Source organism: Rhodococcus sp. NyZ502, from assembly GCF_041464245.1.
In the GTDB taxonomy this organism is placed as follows: Bacteria; Actinomycetota; Actinomycetes; order Mycobacteriales; family Mycobacteriaceae; genus Rhodococcus_F; species Rhodococcus_F qingshengii.
Genome location: NZ_CP167155.1, coordinates 939,239 through 957,360 on the forward strand (window position 1 = coordinate 939,239; position 18,122 = coordinate 957,360).

Sequence of the window (18,122 nt, forward strand, 5' to 3'; positions counted from 1 at the left end):
CGCGCACAGGGGAAGGCCCTGGATAGGATTGAATACATGACGCCACCTCGAAATTCCGACGAATCAAACGGCAAGTCCGGGCGCCGCGACGAGCTGCTCGAGATCGCGGCGGGGCTCTTCGCCGATCGCGGAGTGCGCGCGACGACCGTCCGCGACATCGCCGACGCCGCCGGGATCCTGTCCGGCAGCCTGTATCACCATTTCGATTCCAAGGAGTCGATGGTCGACGAGATCCTGCACCAGTTCCTCGACGAACTCTTCGGAAAATACCGCGAGATCGTCGCGGCGGGGTTGGACAGTCGCGCGACGCTCGAAGCACTGGTCGTGACGTCGTACGAGGCCATCGACGCCTCACATTCGGCTGTGGCGATCTACCAGGACGAGGTCAAGCACCTCGTCGGGAACGAGCGCTTCGCTTACCTGGCCGAGCGCAACACCGAATTCCGGGACCTGTGGGTCGGCGTCCTCGAAGCCGGCGTCGCGGACGGGACCTTCCGCTCCGACATCGACGTCGAATTGGTCTTCCGCTTCATGCGCGACACCGTGTGGGTCGCGGTTCGCTGGTACCGCCCGGGTGGATCCCTCTCGGCGCACGCCGTCGCGGCTCAATATCTCGCGATCGTGCTCGACGGGCTCTCCGATCCGGCCACAACTTCAGACGCTATTGCTGAATCAACTTCAAGAACTATTGCTGCACAACGAAACTAGGAGCTAACGCTATGTCCGAGGTTTACATCGTCGACGCCATTCGCACACCGATCGGCAAGAGGGGCGGCGCGCTGTCCGGCGTGCACCCCATCGATCTCGGTGCGCACGTCGTCAAGGCACTGGTCGAGCGCACCGGTATCGACCCCAGTGACGTCGACGACGTGATCTTCGGTTGCGTCGACGCCATCGGCGGCCAGGCCGGCAACATCGCCCGTATGTCCTGGCTCGCAGCGGGATTCCCGGAGCACGTTCCCGGGGTGACCGTTGACCGTCAGTGCGGTTCGAGCCAGCAGGCAGTGCACTTCGGCGCTCAGGCCATCCTGTCGGGCACTGCGGATCTGATCGTTGCCGGCGGCGTTCAGAACATGAGCCAGATTCCGATCTCGGCAGCGATGATCGTCGGTCAGCAGTACGGATTCGACACGCCGACTTCGGGTTCGGTCGGTTGGACCGAGCGCTACGGTGACCAAGAGGTCTCGCAGTTCAAGGGCGCCGAAATGATCGCCGAGAAGTGGGACATCAGCCGCGAAGAGCTCGAGAAGTGGGCCCTGCAGAGCCATGAGCGCGCCAAGGCTGCAATCGCCGCGGGTCGCTTCGACAACGAGATCGTCGCCATGGGCGACGCGACCGTCGACGAAGGACCCCGCGAGACCAGCCTCGAGAAGATGGCGACGCTCAAGGTTCTCGTCGAAGACGGACGCATGACCGCGGCAGTGGCCAGCCAGATCTCCGACGGTGCGAGTGCGCTGCTGCTGGCGTCGGCGGAAGCGGTGGAGAAGTACAACCTCAAGCCCCGCGCCCGGATTCATCACCTCAGCGCACGCGGCGACGACCCGATCTTCATGCTCAGTGCGCCGATCCCGGCCACGAAGCATGCTCTCGCGAAGGCCGGCCTGAGCATCGACGACATCGACATCGTCGAGATCAACGAAGCTTTCGCCCCGGTCGTCCTGGCCTGGATCAAGGAGATCGGTGCAGATCCGGCCAAGGTCAACGTCAACGGCGGCGCGATCGCACTCGGTCACCCGCTCGGCGCGACCGGCACCAAGCTGATGGCAACCCTGCTCAACGAACTCGAGCGCACCGGTGGCCGCTACGGCTTGCTGACCATCTGTGAAGGTGGCGGCACCGCGAACGCGACGATTATCGAGCGTCTCTGACGCCTTGCTGTGCGCCTTTATTAACCGCCGGCGGTTAATAAAGGCGCACAGCAGTTAGTTGTTCGGCGCATCCGCGACCTTGATGTCGAAGTTCGCACTTTCACCGTCAACGCTGGTCACGGTAGCTGTGACGTCGTATTCGGTGCCCTGCTCGGTCAGGACGCACGTGATCGATGCGCCGACTTCGGCGTCGAGGTTCTCCGGACACGTCACGTCGTCGGGTGGCTCGCCGATCTTCTCGGCTAGTTGAGTGGAGATCTGACTTGCGACTTCGGACTTGTCCACTTGCGGCGTCCCGACGCTTGCCGAGCAAGCTCCCGTGGCCAATGCCGCCGAGAGTAAGACGATTCCCACTGCAGGCCTCTTTGTCATGTGAACTCCCAGGGTGCGCCGGTGCTCGCTGCTGCCACCTCAGGGATTACCGCATTCGGGACTGTTTCAACCGAGTTGCGCGACGCAGTTTTGCGAGGTCAGCGTCGGCGGACCGTCAAGTTGAAGCCTTCGGGCATCAGGGTGAGCCGTTCGGCTACCTTCAACTCGTAGTCCGGATCGGCCTCGATCGTGTATTTCTGCAAGATGGTGCCCAACACGAGGACCGCTTCGTGAATAGCGAATTGTCTTCCGATGCAGGCGCGTTCACCGGTTCCGAACGGCTTGTACACGTGCGCCGGCCTGGCTTTGATGTTGGCGGGCAGGAAGCGATCCGGATCGAACGCCTCGGGATCGTTGCCCCACACCGGATCACGATGAAGTGAGGGGATGAGCACGAGCATCCAATCGCCCTTCTTCATCGGATACTTGCCGACGAGCGTCGTGTCTTCGAGCGCCGCGCGCCCGTAGGCGGGAGCGGTCGGCCACAGACGCAATGATTCGTCGAGGACGCGTCGTACGTATCGAAGTTTCGCGATCTTCTCGAAGGCGGGCTCCTCGCCCTCCCATACCTTGTCGACCTCGGCTTGCGCCTTGGCCAGCACGTCAGGGTTTCGTGACAGGTAGTACAGCGCGAACGACAATGCGCCGGAGGTCGTTTCGTGTCCGGCGACGAGGAAGGTCACGACCTGATGGCGGATGTTCAGTTCGTCGATACGGTTGGGATCGTTCTCGCGTGCCGCCCGCAGCATCAGTTCGAGAAGATCTTCGGGCCCCGGTTCGGTACTTGTCCGCCGGGCACGGATCACTTCGTCCACAACCTCGGCCATGTACGCCTTGCGGACCTCGTCACGTTGATCGGCGCGACGTGCGAGCACTCGCCCGAGGGCGGTCGACTTCAGGAACGTCGTGCGCTGCGAATGGGAGAGTGCGCCGACCATTGCCTTGACGAACGGATGCTGTTCTTCACGTTCGAAGGAGTCGAACGAGTAGCTGAATCCAGTGCGTCCGATGGTCTCCAGCGTCAGCTTGGTCATGTCTGCGGAGACGTCGATGGGGGAGTCACTTTCACGACTATCCCAATGGTCGACCAACTCGCCGGCCACGTCGAGCATGGTGCGGTGGTACGAGCGCATCGCAGTCTGGCTGAACGCCGGTGCCAGGAGATTGTGCGCCTTGCCCCAGTTGGGTTCGTGGTTGTACGCCGTGAACAGGCCGTCGCCGCCGATTCCGCGGAGTGCTTTGACTCCAGGTGCAAGGTGCTTCGCGAACCGGGACTCGTCGGACAGTTCTGCCACCATGTCCGCGCCCGAGGCGAAGACGAAGCGATTTCCCAGGACATTTCTCTCGAAGATCGGGCCGAGTTCGCGGCCGATGCTCACGGAGTTCTGCAGCGGTGTCCGGATATTGATCCCGAGAACGTCCCCGAGGACCGGCAGGCGCCACGCCGGATGCGGTATCCGAGCATCGGTCGTCGCCTCTGGAGTGGTGTCGACGCTCATTGTGTGTCCCCCGGGGTGAGATCGCTTACTGAATTGATGTCTAGTACGCAAAGTACGCCTTACTGAATCGGTGTCAAGTAGTAATCTGACTTGCCTATGGTCGCACCACGAAAACGCCTGGACCGAGAGCAGCGGCGCACGCAGTTGCTCGACATCGGCGCGCAACTTTTTGCCGATCGCTCGTACGAGGATGTGTGGATCGAAGAGGTCGCCGAGATTGCGGGCGTCTCGCGCGGGTTGATGTACCACTATTTTCCGACCAAGCGAGACTTCTTCGCCGCAATCGTCGAGCGCGAATCGCAGCACCTGCTCGAGGTGACCGCACCCGATGCGACGCTACCGGTGCGCGAACAGGTGGCAGCCGGGTTGGACGCCTACTTCGCGTACGTGAAGTCGCACAGCAGGGGAGTGCGCGCCATCAACGTCGGGACGCTCTCGGCCGAGGCCGGTATCCGGGCGATTGTCGAGCGCGAACTCGAACAGCAGCAGATTCGAATCCTCGATGCACTGGGATTCGAGGGCGAAAGAAGACAGCTCGCTGCCGTTGCAGTTCGGGGATGGATCGCGTTCGTCCGAGCTGTCTGCCTCGACTGGCTCGATCAACCTTCCATACCGCAGGAAGAGTTGAGAGTGATCTGTCTGCGGACCCTCTCCGGAGCGTTGGGCATCGACCTCGAAACGTGAAATGCCGACCGCGCGGGAGCGGCCGGCATTTCCACGGACAAGTCTGATCAGTCGAGCGTCGAATAGAGATCGTCCCAGCCCTTGGCGACGTACATGTTGGTGTAGATGGACCCGTAGTACGTACTTCCTTGCAGAACGGTGACGTTCCCGGCCTGCACAGCCGGAAGTCTTTGCCACAACTTGGTGTCCGAGAGTTGTTCGAAGGTGGTGTCATTGCTGTCTGTGACAGAAACCATGAACGCGTCGCAGCCTTGCAGACGATCCATCTCTTCGATGCTCAGTCGTCCCTGATTGTCGAAACCGGTTGTGTTCAATGTTCTTCCGCCGATATCGGCGAGCGTCATGTCGGTGGGTTGACGATTCTTCTTTCCCGTTTCCTCCGACACGGGCAGGCTGTCGATGTAGATCGTGGCCTTGTCCGGACTGTAGGACAAGCTTGCGACGGTTTTGCCCGCGATCGCGGAAGCGTGTCGAGTGCGAATGTCGGTGATCAGAGCGTCATAGTCGGTGATCAGGCGATCCATGGTGGGTGTTCGGCCCAGCCAATCGGAGAGCTGGGTCAGGTTCTCCCGCCACGTCTGCTTCGATTCGGTCGTCAGGACAGGAGCGATGGCTTGGAGCTTTGCAGCGGGCCAGTACTCGTTGTCGGCGTTGACGCAGATGATGAGATCGGGTGCGAGTCCGAGGATCTGCTCCAGATTGGGCTTGTCGCTGAGGTATTCGGCCGAGCCGTCGGCGGGAACCCACTTGGTGACGGGCGAGATGTTGTATCCGAACACCGGTAGTTCCAGGGCAATGGCGAGCTCGAGGTCGGTTCGGGCGTCGACGGCCAAGACCCGCTTGGGGTTGGTAGGTATGTCGTAGGTCCCCAACGGCGTGGTGACGGTGCGCATTTGAGCGTCATCATCGGCCCCTGAACCGTCGCTGGAACTGCAGGACGACAGAATAGTTGCGACTGCTGCCATCCCGGCTCCGATGCCGAATTGGCGACGGGTAAGTGCGTCGACTAGCTCTTGCCAGACGCGTTCGTCCGGCACGGTAGGTGTGTTGGTCAGCATTTTTTCGATACCCTTCGGTCTGAGTCCGTATCGATCGTAGGGTTGGCGATACCAGATCACCTATATCGAAAACCGCCTGATATTAGTCGATTTCGGCCATGGTCCGTGACTTTCGGGTGATGGCGGCGCCGAAGGCTGCAGCGAGCGGGAACATCAGAACGCCGTACACCGCGGCCGGCACTGCCAATTGCACGTTGTCGAGGAGACTGACGGCGATGGTGATCGCCAACGTGCTGTTGTGGATGCCGATTTCCATGGAACTGGCGATGGCCTGACGATCCTCGATGCCGAATATCCGGGGAACGACGTAACCGATCGAGAGGCTCAGTAGGCAGAACAAGGCAGCGACGACGCCGATGTCGACGAGATAGTCCGCGATGTTCTCGCGCTCGGAAACAACCGTTCCGACGATCACCAGTGCCAGAACCACCGCGGATCCGATGCGGACGGGCTTGTCCATGCGCTCGGCAAAGGCGCTCGAGCGCAATCGAACCCACATTCCGAGGGCGACAGGAATCAGTACGACGGCAAAGACCTGAAGTACCTTCGTGAACTGCAGTCCGAGGGTGCCGTCCGCGTCCTCGGGTTCGAAGTAGCCCAACGCGAAGTTGGTGATGAGCGGAAGGGTGACCACCGCTATCACCGAATTGACCGCAGTGAGTGTCACATTGAGAGCGACATCGCCGCGGAACAGATGGCTGAACAGGTTTGCCGTGGTGCCGCCCGGTGATGCGGCGAGGAGCATCATGCCGACAGCGAGCAGTGGGTCGAGGTCGAACAACGTGACCAGACCGAAGGCCGCGGCCGGGAGCAACAACAACTGACAGATCAGGGCAATCGAGACGGCTTTCGGCGCTTTTGCCACGCGGGCAAAATCTCCGACCGTCAAGGAAAGCCCGAGGCCGAACATGATGATGGCGAGTGCGGCGGGTAGGCCGACGGAGGTGAGTGCAGAGTCCATGAGTTAGTGGCTACTTCCAGTCACTGGGGGAATTTCACTGAAACTACCGTGATGCCCGGATCTGCGTGGCAGTTTGGATACATTGATGTATCGAACCGTGACGGCGTCGGTGAGCAGGGTTATCGTCGAATTATGTGCCGAAACATCACTGAACTTCGTGGACTCGAGCCCGCTGCTACGCCGGAGGAGATCGAAGCGGCCTCTCGCCAATACGTACGTAAGGTGAGCGGAATAGCCAAGGTGTCCGACGCGAACCGAGACGCCTTCGAACAGGCGGTGCGTGAGGTGACCGAAACGACGACGCGCCTGCTCAGTGCGTTGCCGCCTCGCAGACAGCCACCTCAGACCGTCCCTCCGTTGCGTCGCCCGGAAGTACAGGCTCGGATCGCTGCTCGTTCGTCCTGACCCGAGTGGATCTCACAGATATCGACGTATGGGACGTCGAAGCCTTGGATCAACTGTCTGCTGGGTTGGAAGGCGTTCTGGTCGCTCACCGCGTTCGCGACATCCGTCGACGGCTGGATACGCTGCGCAAAGAGGCCGTCGCCGACGACTTGCATATTCGTCAGGATGGAACCGTCTCTGCCGTTGCGCCCATCGCCGACGGTCACCCGCTCCACGTGCACGCCCGGTTGCTCGAGGTCGCAGTTCGAGAACTGATCGGTGAGGCACTGCTGGTCAGCGCGGATCTTCATCATGCGTTGTCTCTGCGGTCTCAGGTCGGCACCGACCTCCGTGACAAAGCTGTGCGTGTGGGGGAGGAGTGGCGAGCGTTCAGCCCTGATCGGCAGCGTCAGATGTTGCGTCATGCACCAGGCCTGATCGCCAACCTCGACGGCATTCCTGCTGCGATTCGCAGCCCGGCCAACCTCGATCGAATTCAATCGGAACGAGCACGGCTGCAAGATGATTCAGTCCGAATATCGCAAGAACTTCACCGCGAGTTCTTCGGCGGCAGACTGAGTAACACCGGGGCGGGCCAGTGGTACGCCGAACGCAAACTCGAGGATCTGGACGCGCTCGACGAGTTGTTTCGCGCCGAACCTGATCGACGGTTACTGCTCATGGACATGCGCTCGGGCGAACGAGGCTTCGCTGCAATTGCGATCGGGGATCCGGACACAGCGGATCACATCTCCGTGACGATTCCCGGACTGAACACCAACGTCAAGGACTCGATGCGCGGAATGGTCGGAGAGGCAACGCGATTACGAGCCGAGGCGATGCGGCAACTCGAACTGGCCGGCCGAAAGGAAAGCGTGGCCACCATCGCCTGGATCGGATACGACGCGCCACAGGTGATCGGGCCGGGAAAGTTCGACATCGGTCGGGCCAGCTTCGACGTCAGTCGATCGTCCAAAGCAGGCATAGCCGCCGACGCATTGGGTAGCTTTTTTCACGGTCTTCGTGCCGCGTCGGTCAACGACGGAGTCCATATCACCGCGTTGGGCCACTCCTACGGATCCCTCGCGACTTCTCTTGCGCTGCAACGCGGGGCAAGCGCAGCGGTCGACGACGTGGTGTTCTACGGTTCACCCGGGGTGCGAGCCAAGGTGGAGTCGGACCTCGGTATCGCCGACCGCCACGTCTACGTCATGAAAGCGGAAGGCGACAGCATCGCGGGGTTCGGCCGTTTCGGTGGCGATCCGACGCGCACCGAGTTCCATCGGTTGTCCACGGCCGAGGGGATCACCCCGGATGGAGTGAAACACGAGCGGGCGTTCGGGCATGCGGAGTACGCGAGGACAGGGGACAACGGAGAACTGCGGATGTCGGGATACAACCTCGCGGTTGTGGTTGCCGGACTGCCGGAGTTGGCCGTTATGGCCTGACCTGCTGACTTACAGTGGCACTCATGCGTCTGAGGCATTCGGCCAGGGGGTTGGTCGTTGACGACCAGTCCCGTCTTCTGCTTTACCGACTCATCGCGCCCGGGGGTGGGCTGACGGTCTGGTGTCCTCCGGGCGGAGGCTTGGAAGGAGACGAAACCCCGTCCGAGGCGCTCGCGCGCGAATTGGACGAGGAGATCGGCTTGCGCGACTACGGCGCAGCCACCCATGTGTGGCATGAGGAGATCCGTGACCCGGCGATATTGCCGGGTTGGGGCGGTGCGATCAACGACTACTTCCTCGTGCCGGTGGCGACCGTATTCGAGCCCTGTGGGTCGTTGGGGCGCGAAGCGCTGGCCGCCGAGCTGGTCGAGCACTCCGAGTGGTGGAGCGTTGACCGCCTCTTGTCACACAGTGGTCGAGAAGTGTTCGGGCCACGCGATTTACCCGACCGGTTTGCACGCCTGGTCAAGGATGGGCCATCGAGTGCGCCGGATCGATTTGTTCGGTCGCCGTGAGGGATGCGAGGTAGCGATTGAAAACGAACATTTCGGCATCGAAACACGGCTACGCTGGGGTTATGGAGCACTACGTGCGTAAGGACCCCATCCCGTACGCTTCTACGGCTGCGCCGGTCAGTTCTCACAACCGGTTGGCAAGGACGGCCCAAAAATTGTGGATGGCTCTTCGAGGGATGATGGGGGATCGGAAGGCGAGTCGATATACCTCGCTCGCTGCGCGGCATCCCGACGGATCACGCACCGCTGTAACATCTTTCAACAGTAGTGGTGGTGGGAAATAGGTATCGGTATACAACACTGCCCGGTGTTCGTCGAATTCTCGACGAACACCGGGCAGTGACGCACTACTCGAACTGGGGTCAGCGGAGGTACTGTCCGCACACCGGCCACGCGCCGGCGCCCTGACCGGCAAGGACGTTTTCAGCAACGCGGACCTGTTCTGCCTGGCTGGCGTTGGCGGCGCTGCCCGCTCCGCCGTAGGCCTCCCACGTGCTCTGGCTGAACTGGAGTCCGCCGTAGTAGCCGTTTCCGGTGTTCGCGGCCCAGTTGCCCGAAGATTCGCATTCTGCGACACCCGACCAGTCGTGGGTGGCTGCGGATGCGGTGCCTGCGCTCAATCCGAGGGCTCCGGCTGCGAGGGCTCCGGCTGCGGCGACAGAGGCAAGTGCACGGGTAACGGTCGTCTTGGTCATTTTTGGTAAATCCTCTCGAGTCCCGCCGACGGAGGACGGTGACCGTCTCAGCTCCGCTCCCACCACTAGGAATGTTGTCGAGTCCGAACCGCGGGGTGGGACGGGCGGTGGCGATTCGGTAATGCCCGGTTGATCGGGCTGTCACCAACCATAAGAGATGATTACGGATTGGTCACGGGTCGGCGTGTCGACACATGTTTGTGCAACAGAAATGCATCAAAGAGTGTTTTCCCAGGTCGCATGGCGATATGCCACCTCTCCCGGCGTTACATAAACGAGATAAAATGTGATGTAAGTCACCTGAAACGTGCCTCGACGGCGTCGATATGCGGCGAATGTGACACTCAATCAGCCCGGTTTGTCGGCTTTTCGACCCGGTCTTCAGTCGTGCTGGAACCCATGTCCAGCCGTGATCTGTTGTCGACCGACCGGCCCGATTTACCTGTAGGGCAGCAGAATTGACAACGAATAACGCGCCGCTGGCTCAGACGAGATTCTTGCTCGCCTTGATCCGGCGGCGAATGTCGCGCATCTGAATGGTGTTGCCGGCCTGACGAACGGAGCGTGGGATGAACCTGTTGACGAACGACACGAAAATGAAGAGGTGTTCGAACCGGCGGCGGTCGTCTTCGGTCCACTCGAGATCGAGTTGGTCGCGGTAGATCGGTGGAAGGAATCCGACCGTCAGGAACCGCAACAAGTTTCGGAACACCAGGCGTATCGGCCACGCGATCATCTGTAGGTTGACCAAGTCGATCAGGTACTGCTTGGTGCGTTCGTCGATGACGACGCGTTCGCAACCGAGGTTCCAGTAGCGCTCGAAGTCGGCACGTGTGGCCGGCCACATCTCTTCGGTGACCTGCAGCGTCGTTCCCAAAGTTGACGCGGACTTGTAGAACGACTCCGCCTGTTCTTCGGACATCTTGCCGTGCAGCAACTGATGACTGTCTTCGAAACCGATGAACAGGCATGCAGCAACCCATAATTGGAGTTCGCGATTGAAGGCGTTGTACTTGACCGGGCTGTTTGAATCCGACTTCACATGTCGGTGCACCGAGTTCACGGCCTCGCGGTAAGCCTTTCGCTCTTCCTCGTCACCCAGGATCGCGACCGTCAGGTACTGCGTCGTGGTTCGTGCACGCTTCCACGGATGCGCTGTCAGAGCACCCGATTCGACCTTGCTCTCCATGACGCCGTACGCCACCTCGGGCCAACCGAGTTGCAGGATGACGTTGGCAGCGGCTCCGGCGAACGACCAGAAATCGAGTGCGTCGGTGATGTGTGCGGGCTTACGTGCCCACCGTCTACGCTCGGCCGTGATGGTGATGCGTGTCTGATCGGTGCGAAGCGACGACTCGGACTTTTCCGAATCCAGGTAGTGAGTGGGCATGGATCTTCCTCCGCGTGTGGTGAGTTACTTGGTCTCGACGTTGCTCACGAGCCACCGGTCGCCCGAGCGGACCAGGGACACGACCATGCGGTACTTCTGTGTGTTTCCCTCTGGCGCTGCGACATTCTTGGCTTGTTGGTCGACGAACACGAGCACCTTGGCCGACGAATTGTCCAGCGATTCGATACCGACGTCTGTCGCCGTCGCGCTCGCCTGGCCTTGGCCCCCGGCAACGACTTCGCGAAGTGAATCGACCATTGTTCGGTAGGTGCCGGCAAACTCGTCGGTCGACATCGAGGCAATGCTGTCTTTGTTGGCATCGAGGTTCTGATAGTCGAAGGAGGACATGATGGTCGAGTAATCCCGCGCGGTGTCCAAAGCCTCCTGCCGCAGCGTGTCTTCCTGATTCGCCGAGTACATCTGGAATCCGAGCACCGCCAATGCTGCGACCAGCGCTACCGCCATTAGTGAGATCAGTGCGTTGCGTGGCTCCTTCAGGCGGTGAAGTAGCGACGGAGAAGTCGGATGTTCGGCCACCTCGGCTTCTGTCTCGTCGAGTAGTGCGTTGTCACCGTGTGCCATTTCCCAGTCCTTCCAACATCAATCTCCAGTAGTTCAGGGCGTCGACTCCGGTCGGGACGAGAATCGGATCTGCGACGACGGGCGGTCCGATCGGAGTGCCCGGGACGATCGAGTTCTGCAAACCGAGGTCGTTCGGACGCGGAGCATTCTGTGCTCCGCGTTGGACGAGGTCGTCGGCGGGGGGACAGTACATCGCCAGACTCGGACTGGTGGGAGACAGATCGCCGACCTCACGCCGAGGGGTGTCGTAGTTGCAGACCGGCCCCTGGGTCGCAACCAAGGCAAAGTCGGCGCGATCGCCTTTGACGATGGATGCCAGTTTGGCGAGACCTTCAGGAATCGTGACAAGTCCGGTTTCCAGGGCGTCTGTGCGGTCGGAGATGATCGGTGCGACAGTGACGAGATTGGCCAGGACCGCTCCGAAAGTGTTGTGGTACTTGTCGAACAACTGTTGAGCGCTGTTCAGGGCGGCGGGCGAATGATCGGTGAGGTAGATCAGCACCGGCGCGTTGGATTCGAGTTGTTCGGTGAAGTTCTTGGCAGCTGCCATTCCCCGGACGAACGAATCCGATTGTGTCGCCATGGAGTCCACCAACGTGGAGGTTCGCGACAGCAGCGCAGCGAGTTCGGCCGACTGGTCGTTCAACTGCGCCGACATGGTCCCACCGTTGTCGATCATCGTCGCCAAGCTCGGGCCGAGCCGGTTGAACGAATTCCCCAGCTCGGTCCCCATGTCGCTGATCGCTTGTGGATCAATCCCTTCCAAGACACCGGACGCCTGAAGCATCAACTGGCTCATCTGGACCGGTTGCTGATCCGCGGGCATGGCGATCTCGTCGCCGTCCCTAAGATACGGGCCGTGGTCTGTGTTGGGGTAGATGTCGACATTCTGAATTCCGGCTGCGGTCCCCATCGTCACCTTGGCGACGCTGTCGGTAGGTATCTCGGTGTTGTCGTTGAGTGAGAGTTCCACCCGAGCCGTGCGGGTGCCTGCGTCGAGTTCGACTTCACTCACTTTCCCCACCTGTACGCCGCGATACGTGACGACCGTGCCCTTGGTCAGTCCGAAGGCGTCGGACATGTTGGCGTGCAGCCGGATTTGACCCCCGAAACCCTGAGGGCCGACCACGTAGACGATCCCGAAAGGGATGACCACAGCAGCGATCAGAGCGAACAGGACAAGTTGAACAAGCGCAAGGCGACTCAACGCGGACCTCCCTGAAGTAGATCGGTGAGAGTTCCCGCTGGTGCGATCGATTGACCGGCCATACCGCCGCTCCAGAGCTTGTCGATCGTTCCCGGAATATCCAGGGCGCCGTCGAAAACGAGGTAGTCACCCTGCACTGCACCGGTGAAGTTTTCGAGCAACCCGTTCATGTTCGTCAGCGTCTGGCCGATCTCCGAGTTGAACGAATCCAGAGTCCCGACAACGGTCGACGCATCGTGCAGCATCGCGTCGAGGCCGTTGGGAGACGAGTCGAGAATGGTGTTTGCGTTGGTGGCGAGCTGAACGGTCGAGTTCAACAGGCTCGCAATCTGATCCTTCTGTCCCACGAGAATCGACACCACCTGTGGAACGGAATCGAGGTAGTTGTCGACAACTACGCGTTGGCCGGCCAGTTGGGAGGAGACCCGGGCAGCGAGGTCGACGGCCTCGTCGAACTCGCTGCGGTGACTGCTTGCCTCTGCCATGAGCGAGGTGAGGGTCTCGGTCAGAGAACGAACTTCACCGGAGCGCCCGGAAAACGCGGTGTTCAGCTCGCGCACCACGGTATCGAGTTGGTCGATGCCGCTTCCGGTCAGAACCGTGCCGAGGGTGGCAAGCGCACTCTCGACCTGCGGACCGATCTCGGTGCGAGACTCCGGAATTGTGTCTCCGTCGCTGAGCGTGGAGCCGGACGGAACTTCCGGCACCAAGAGTCTGATGAACGGATTGCCAAGTGCGGACGGGAGTTCGACGGAAGCTTCGACGTTGTCGGGCAATGGCGTCGCGGCGTCCAGACTCAGAGTCACATCGGCTCCGACGACATCGGCTGATAGCGCGGATACTCGACCGATGACTTTCTGGCCGCTGCGGACGTCTGCTCCCAACACCAGGCCGTCGGCGCCGGCCAGCTGCAGCGCCACGTTGTACGCGTCACCGTCGGCCGAACGACCCAGGGGTAGGTCTTGAATGCCTGCGCTACAGCCGCCGAAGGCGAACACGGCCGCAGAACCCACACCGATGATCACGATACCGGCGATTATTCGAATCGATTGCCGCGTCAATTGCCACCTCCGGGGACGCCTCCGCCGGAAATCGCGGAGGCGATGCCGAGCGGATCAGAAGTGCTGAGGGGGAAGGAAATCGGATTCGTGAACCCGGCTCCGGTGCAGATCGGCAACTTGTAGGTGTCGCACAGCGGTTTCGCCACCGCGAACTGAGTCAATGCAGTCGAGACGTTGAGCCGAATGCGCCCGCGCTGATCAGGACCGATTGTCTGGGAGAGGTTCTGCATCATCAACGGCACCAGGTCCATGAACTCGGCGAGGCCGGGTTCTTTGGCAGCCAGAGTGTCACCGAGAACTCGCACGTTGTCGGCTATGGCACCGACATCATCGCCGTGAGTTGTCATGAAACTGTTCAACTGGTCGAAGACCACCTGCAGATCCTGCAGGGGCTGTGAGATGTCCATGTTCTGGCTCGCCCATTGATCACCCAGGACGCCGAGGTCGCCGACAAGTTCGTCGAGGCTGACCTGCCGTGCGTCCAGAGCATTCATCAAAGTGTTGAGATTGTCGACAAGGGCACCGATGTCTTCCGACCGAGCGCCGACAACTCCGGTTGCCGTGCTGAGGTTGCGAATTGCGGTGTTGAATTGATCGCCCTGGCCCTGCCACCCGGCGGCGCCGCGGCTCACGAGATCGCCGAGATTGCCCCCATCCCCGGCAAATGCGTCGGCCAAAGTGCTGACGCTTCCCATCAAGCCGTCGAAATCTATGGGGGAGTGGGCACGTTCGATCGGAATCTGGTCGCCGTCTTTCAGTGTCTCTCCGCCGGTGTACGCCGGGCCGAGTTCGATGTGTCGATCGCTGATCACCGATGGATTGAGGACATAGGCCGAGGCGTCGGCGGGCAGGTCCACGGAGTCGGGCATCGACATCGCTACTCGAACAGAAGTTCCGCGAGGTTCCACCGACGTGACCGTCCCGACGCCGACTCCGAGGACGGTGACCTTGCTTCCCTCGTAGATTCCGCCGACGTAGCTGAAATCGGCGTAGACGGTCTTGGACTGATCTGTTCGTCCGAATATGTACCAACCGGGCAGGGCGATCGCCAAGGTCACTACCAGCATGGCCGTGACGGCTTTTCGTGTATTCACTTGCAGCCCTCCATGATGCCGAGCGCGCAGAGCAGATTGTCCGGGATCACGGCCGCCGGCGCGTTGACGTCGGTCCAATTGCCGGTGCCGGTTGAATCGGTGACCGAACGCAGCGCGGAAGGAAGACGAGTCAACAGCAGGTCGATCTGATCTGCGTTGTTCTTCAGCGTGGTGGTGACCGCGACGAGGTTGTCGGTCATGGCTCCGAACTCGTCCTGACGATCGACGAAAGTGGTGGAGAGCTTCGAGATGATGATTGTCAGGTTGTCGACCAGCTGAGTCAGTGCGTCCTTGCGCATCGCAAGAGTTCGAACGATCGTCTGAGCATTGGCCGCAGTACCGACGATCGAATCGGTTTGTGCCGCAGCCATGTCCGACAGCTCACGAGACATGATGAGAATCTGGTCGATCTGTTCACTGTTCTGCGCGAAAGCCGCCGAGGCGCCGCTGATTCCGGCCAGAGCCCGGCCCACCTGATCGGAATCAGTGGGAATCACCTGCGAAAGGGTGTTCATCATGGACTCCATCGCCTGTAGGTCGACGCCTGTTGCCGCAGTGGTGGCATCACTGCTGACGTCGTCGAGGCTGTACGGCACGGTTGTGCGGGAGAGCGGGATGACCCGCGCCTCGGAGTCGTCGACCACTCCGGCCGGCACGATCTCCAGGTAGCGCTTGCCGAGGACCGTCTTGAGCCTGACCGTCGCCGTGCTCTGGTTTCCCAAAGGCTGGTCCTTGTCCAAGCGGAAGTTGACGACGACGTGGTCGCCGGCAAGGTCGATCGAATCCACTCGGCCCGCGGGAACCCCGGCCACGTAAACCGGATCGGTGTCGGAAAGCCCGCTGGCATTGGCTAACTCGGCTGTGTATGCCGACGTGCGTACGTTGTACCAGAGCTTCGGAATGCCCAAGGCGGCGCCGAGTCCCACCACCAGAACGAAGATTCCGAGACTGCCCAGGGCGAGAGCGGTGCCGCTACCGCTGCGACGGCGATCCCCTTTGAACAGGAAGAGCATGATGCCGACGAACACGTCGATCAGCTTGACCAGGAACATCATGAGCACACCGGCGAGTGTGTCGGACCGAAGATGTTGGCTTCCATGTCGCCTGCCTTCAGAGTGAAATTGCACAGATACAGGCTGATGAAACTTCCGTAACTTCCGATCCGGTTGGCGGCGTCGGCGAACTGGGGAAGGTTGACGAGAAGTCTGTTGAACTCGTCGGTGCTCGCAATCCAACTCCCGGTGACACTTTCGAGTTGTTGCACGGTCTGACCGAATGCACCGTTCGACCCGGCCATGATCTGAGCCAACGACGAGACAGTGCGGTTTCCCTGATCCAAGAGCGAGACCAGTTGATCGTTCTGCCCGACGACGGAAGTACTCAGATCGTTCAAACCGTCCAACAGACCGACCAATTCGGGTTGACGCTCGTCGACGGAGGTGAGAAGAGTGTTCATGTTCGTGAGTAGTTGCGCGAAGACGTCCTGACGGTCGACCAGGCCGGAACTCATGGTCGCGATCTGGTCGAGCAGGGTGGTCATTGCCTGGCCCTGGCCGTTGAAGGTTTCGACAAAACTTCGCGTGAGCGTGTTGACCTGCTCGGGCTGCAGCGCGGCGAACAACGGTTTGAACCTGTTCATCAGGGCCGTCAAGTTGATCGGCGGTGTTGTCTGCGCCAGCGGTATCGTGTCACCTGGTTCGAGCTGTCGTGCGGATACCGTTGTTGCGCTGTCGTCCTGCGTCAGTGCCAGATATCGAGCACCGAGCATGTCGCCGTAGCGCACGGCGGCACGGACATCCGACTCGAGGGAATATCGCGACTCGATTTCGACGTCGACGATCGCCTTGCTCGTCCCGCCTCCGTTGTCGGCGAACGCAACCGAGTCCACGCGGCCGATACGCACACCCGACATGGTGACCGGGTTGCCCGGGTTGAGTCCTTCGACGTCGGTGAACTCGAACGAGTACGAATCGGTGCTTCCGCGAACCGGGACCGACAACGTGTTCGCCACGAACGACGCGCAGGCGACGCCGGTGAGACAGAAGAGTGACAACCGAATTACCTGGCCAGGACGGACCTTCACGGGACGGTCACCTCGTTACCTCTGACCATCGGCCCCAACATCAGTGTTGTTGCCGGGTTGGGGGTATCCGAGGGTTCCGGCGATCCGCCCAGTAGTTGATCTTCGAGGTACCGCAGGGGGGCCGCTTCGGCTACGCCGCCCACGACCGGGGCACTGACGGGTTGTTCAGGCGTCAGGTTGGAGCCCGAACACTGTGCTCCGCGCGAGTCACCGTACTGCGGGCAATCATCACCCGTGTATGGGAGCGGTTCGGCGAACGTGGCAACTGCTGTGATGTCGAACTTTCCGGTGGCGAAGACCCGAGCGCCCGCGGCGCCGAACGTACTGGCATTCGCGAGGGTGGAACGCAGTCCTCCGGGATTGGCCGCGGTGGTTGCGAGTATCTTTCCGGCGGAATCGATCACAGTGATGATGTTTCGGTTGTTCGCCCCGACAAAATCGTCGACGGTAGCGGCGAAGACTGCGGCCGCGCCGATCGAGGACTCGAGATTCGCTCTGTTGGCGACCATGTCGTTCGAGACAGTTGTGGCGGCTGCCAAGGTATCGAGAATGTCGGGGGTCGCACGGTCCAACGCGTCGACGACCGACTTGAATTCGGGTGTCGATTCGAGGAATTGGTGTGCGGCGGGTGTCAGTACGCCGGACGCGGCACTGAGATTGTCTATCGTGGTACCGATCTCGGCTCCGTTTCCGTCGAGCGCCTGGCCCAGCGCAGTCAGGGCTGTCTGCAACTTCTCGGGCTGCATCGCAGTGAGGACGCCCACCAACTTGGTGTACACGTCGTAGAGCGCAACGGCTTCGGGACCGTCGTCCATGTGGATCTCGTCTCCGTCCGCCAGAGTCGTCTGGCCCTGCTCATTCGGACTGTCCACGAGCTGCATGTAGATGTCGCCGAAGAACGTGCGTGGAACAACGCGAGCCACCACGTCAGCGGGAATCTTCGACGCGTCATCGGTCTGAATCTGCAACTGCACAACGGATTCGGCGGTTCCTGATTCGATTTCGCCGATTCGGCCGACGTTGACGCCGTGGTACCGAACCGGAGCTTCACCGCTGATGAGACCGGCTGTGGCTGGAACAGCGACGAAGATGTCGGTGCTCTGCTCGAGATTTCCCGAACCGCGTAGAACCATTGTCACGGCGGCGGCGACGGCTACGACTATGGCGATCGCGCCGCGAAGGGCGTACACGATCTTCGTGCGTGTAGTGAGTCTGTCCACG

The 18,122-nt window shown here is 61.0% G+C and carries 18 protein-coding genes and 1 pseudogene; 6 read left to right on the top strand and 13 right to left on the bottom strand.

From position 1 onward, the window contains the following. Positions 1 to 36 precede the first annotated feature (36 nt). Together ACBG85_RS04420 and ACBG85_RS04425 are read left to right on the top strand one after the other, a co-directional pair. Entirely contained in the window at positions 37 to 708 is a 672-nt protein-coding gene (locus ACBG85_RS04420; RefSeq protein ID WP_003945807.1) for a TetR/AcrR family transcriptional regulator, read from the top strand. Between the two features lie 11 nt (positions 709 to 719). Next, complete coding sequence (locus ACBG85_RS04425; RefSeq protein ID WP_007734192.1) at positions 720 to 1,868, top strand: acetyl-CoA C-acetyltransferase; 1,149 nt, start codon at positions 720 to 722, stop codon at positions 1,866 to 1,868. 54 nt (positions 1,869 to 1,922) lie between these two features. On the opposite strand, the gene ACBG85_RS04430 is transcribed toward ACBG85_RS04425, so the two are convergent. Together ACBG85_RS04430 and ACBG85_RS04435 are read right to left on the bottom strand one after the other, a co-directional pair. After that, positions 1,923 to 2,240 carry a DUF4333 domain-containing protein gene (locus ACBG85_RS04430; RefSeq protein ID WP_232329980.1) on the bottom strand — a complete coding sequence of 106 codons (318 nt, stop codon included), beginning with the start codon at positions 2,238 to 2,240 and terminating at the stop codon, positions 1,923 to 1,925. A 98-nt stretch (positions 2,241 to 2,338) separates the two neighbouring features. Then, a complete protein-coding gene (locus ACBG85_RS04435; RefSeq protein ID WP_007734205.1) occupies positions 2,339 to 3,739 on the bottom strand; it encodes a cytochrome P450 in 1,401 nt (466 codons plus the stop codon). Positions 3,740 to 3,835: 96 nt separating this feature from the next. Between ACBG85_RS04435 and ACBG85_RS04440 the strand changes: the two genes are divergently transcribed. Then, the gene (locus ACBG85_RS04440; protein ID WP_003945528.1) at positions 3,836 to 4,423 is read left to right on the top strand and encodes a TetR/AcrR family transcriptional regulator; all 588 of its coding nucleotides are present in this window, start codon (positions 3,836 to 3,838) and stop codon (positions 4,421 to 4,423) included. A gap of 47 nt (positions 4,424 to 4,470) precedes the next feature. On the opposite strand, the gene ACBG85_RS04445 is transcribed toward ACBG85_RS04440, so the two are convergent. Together ACBG85_RS04445 and ACBG85_RS04450 are read right to left on the bottom strand one after the other, a co-directional pair. Continuing rightward, positions 4,471 to 5,481 carry an ABC transporter substrate-binding protein gene (locus tag ACBG85_RS04445; protein ID WP_064688698.1) on the bottom strand — a complete coding sequence of 337 codons (1,011 nt, stop codon included), beginning with the start codon at positions 5,479 to 5,481 and terminating at the stop codon, positions 4,471 to 4,473. Between the two features lie 82 nt (positions 5,482 to 5,563). Further along, positions 5,564 to 6,442, bottom strand: coding sequence for a bile acid:sodium symporter family protein (locus ACBG85_RS04450; protein WP_003945620.1), 879 nt, complete (start codon positions 6,440 to 6,442; stop codon positions 5,564 to 5,566). Between the two features lie 132 nt (positions 6,443 to 6,574). Here ACBG85_RS04450 and ACBG85_RS04455 point away from each other — a divergent pair, with 132 nt between their 5' ends. The 3 genes from ACBG85_RS04455 to ACBG85_RS04465 are packed head-to-tail and all read left to right on the top strand — an operon-like array spanning position 6,575 to position 8,789. Further along, complete coding sequence (locus ACBG85_RS04455) at positions 6,575 to 6,847, top strand: DUF2277 domain-containing protein (RefSeq protein WP_003945457.1); 273 nt, start codon at positions 6,575 to 6,577, stop codon at positions 6,845 to 6,847. Between the two features lie 5 nt (positions 6,848 to 6,852). Next, positions 6,853 to 8,274 (top strand): alpha/beta hydrolase, encoded by a 1,422-nt coding sequence (locus ACBG85_RS04460; protein ID WP_372026344.1) that lies wholly within the window; start codon positions 6,853 to 6,855, stop codon positions 8,272 to 8,274. A 23-nt stretch (positions 8,275 to 8,297) separates the two neighbouring features. Beyond that, the gene (locus tag ACBG85_RS04465; protein ID WP_082845696.1) at positions 8,298 to 8,789 is read left to right on the top strand and encodes an NUDIX domain-containing protein; all 492 of its coding nucleotides are present in this window, start codon (positions 8,298 to 8,300) and stop codon (positions 8,787 to 8,789) included. Between the two features lie 368 nt (positions 8,790 to 9,157). Here the strand turns inward: ACBG85_RS04465 and ACBG85_RS04470 are convergent. The 9 genes and pseudogenes from ACBG85_RS04470 to ACBG85_RS04510 form a co-directional block, all read right to left on the bottom strand. Continuing rightward, positions 9,158 to 9,484: pseudogene (locus ACBG85_RS04470) on the bottom strand (transglycosylase family protein); the annotation flags it as partial. Positions 9,485 to 9,968: 484 nt separating this feature from the next. Beyond that, positions 9,969 to 10,874: an oxygenase MpaB family protein gene (locus tag ACBG85_RS04475; RefSeq protein WP_003945519.1), complete on the bottom strand. Its 906-nt coding sequence runs from the start codon at positions 10,872 to 10,874 to the stop codon at positions 9,969 to 9,971. A 24-nt stretch (positions 10,875 to 10,898) separates the two neighbouring features. Continuing rightward, positions 10,899 to 11,456, bottom strand: a complete 558-nt coding sequence (locus tag ACBG85_RS04480; RefSeq protein WP_054827261.1) for a hypothetical protein — start codon at positions 11,454 to 11,456, stop codon at positions 10,899 to 10,901. Then, on the bottom strand, positions 11,443 to 12,663 hold the full coding sequence (locus tag ACBG85_RS04485; RefSeq protein WP_372026348.1) for an MlaD family protein: 1,221 nt from the start codon (positions 12,661 to 12,663) through the stop codon (positions 11,443 to 11,445). The genes ACBG85_RS04480 and ACBG85_RS04485 overlap by 14 nt, the downstream gene beginning before the upstream one ends. Beyond that, positions 12,660 to 13,724: an MCE family protein gene (locus ACBG85_RS04490; protein ID WP_054781821.1), complete on the bottom strand. Its 1,065-nt coding sequence runs from the start codon at positions 13,722 to 13,724 to the stop codon at positions 12,660 to 12,662. Before ACBG85_RS04490 ends, ACBG85_RS04485 begins: the two co-directional genes overlap by 4 nt. Then, positions 13,721 to 14,818 carry an MCE family protein gene (locus ACBG85_RS04495; RefSeq protein ID WP_372026351.1) on the bottom strand — a complete coding sequence of 366 codons (1,098 nt, stop codon included), beginning with the start codon at positions 14,816 to 14,818 and terminating at the stop codon, positions 13,721 to 13,723. The genes ACBG85_RS04490 and ACBG85_RS04495 overlap by 4 nt, the downstream gene beginning before the upstream one ends. Beyond that, the gene (locus tag ACBG85_RS04500) at positions 14,815 to 15,870 is read right to left on the bottom strand and encodes an MCE family protein (RefSeq protein ID WP_007734231.1); all 1,056 of its coding nucleotides are present in this window, start codon (positions 15,868 to 15,870) and stop codon (positions 14,815 to 14,817) included. Before ACBG85_RS04500 ends, ACBG85_RS04495 begins: the two co-directional genes overlap by 4 nt. Beyond that, positions 15,870 to 16,901 carry an MCE family protein gene (locus tag ACBG85_RS04505; protein WP_372026353.1) on the bottom strand — a complete coding sequence of 344 codons (1,032 nt, stop codon included), beginning with the start codon at positions 16,899 to 16,901 and terminating at the stop codon, positions 15,870 to 15,872. The genes ACBG85_RS04500 and ACBG85_RS04505 overlap by 1 nt, the downstream gene beginning before the upstream one ends. Continuing rightward, a complete protein-coding gene (locus ACBG85_RS04510; RefSeq protein WP_007734237.1) occupies positions 16,898 to 18,121 on the bottom strand; it encodes an MCE family protein in 1,224 nt (407 codons plus the stop codon). The genes ACBG85_RS04505 and ACBG85_RS04510 overlap by 4 nt, the downstream gene beginning before the upstream one ends. Position 18,122 lies beyond the last annotated feature (1 nt).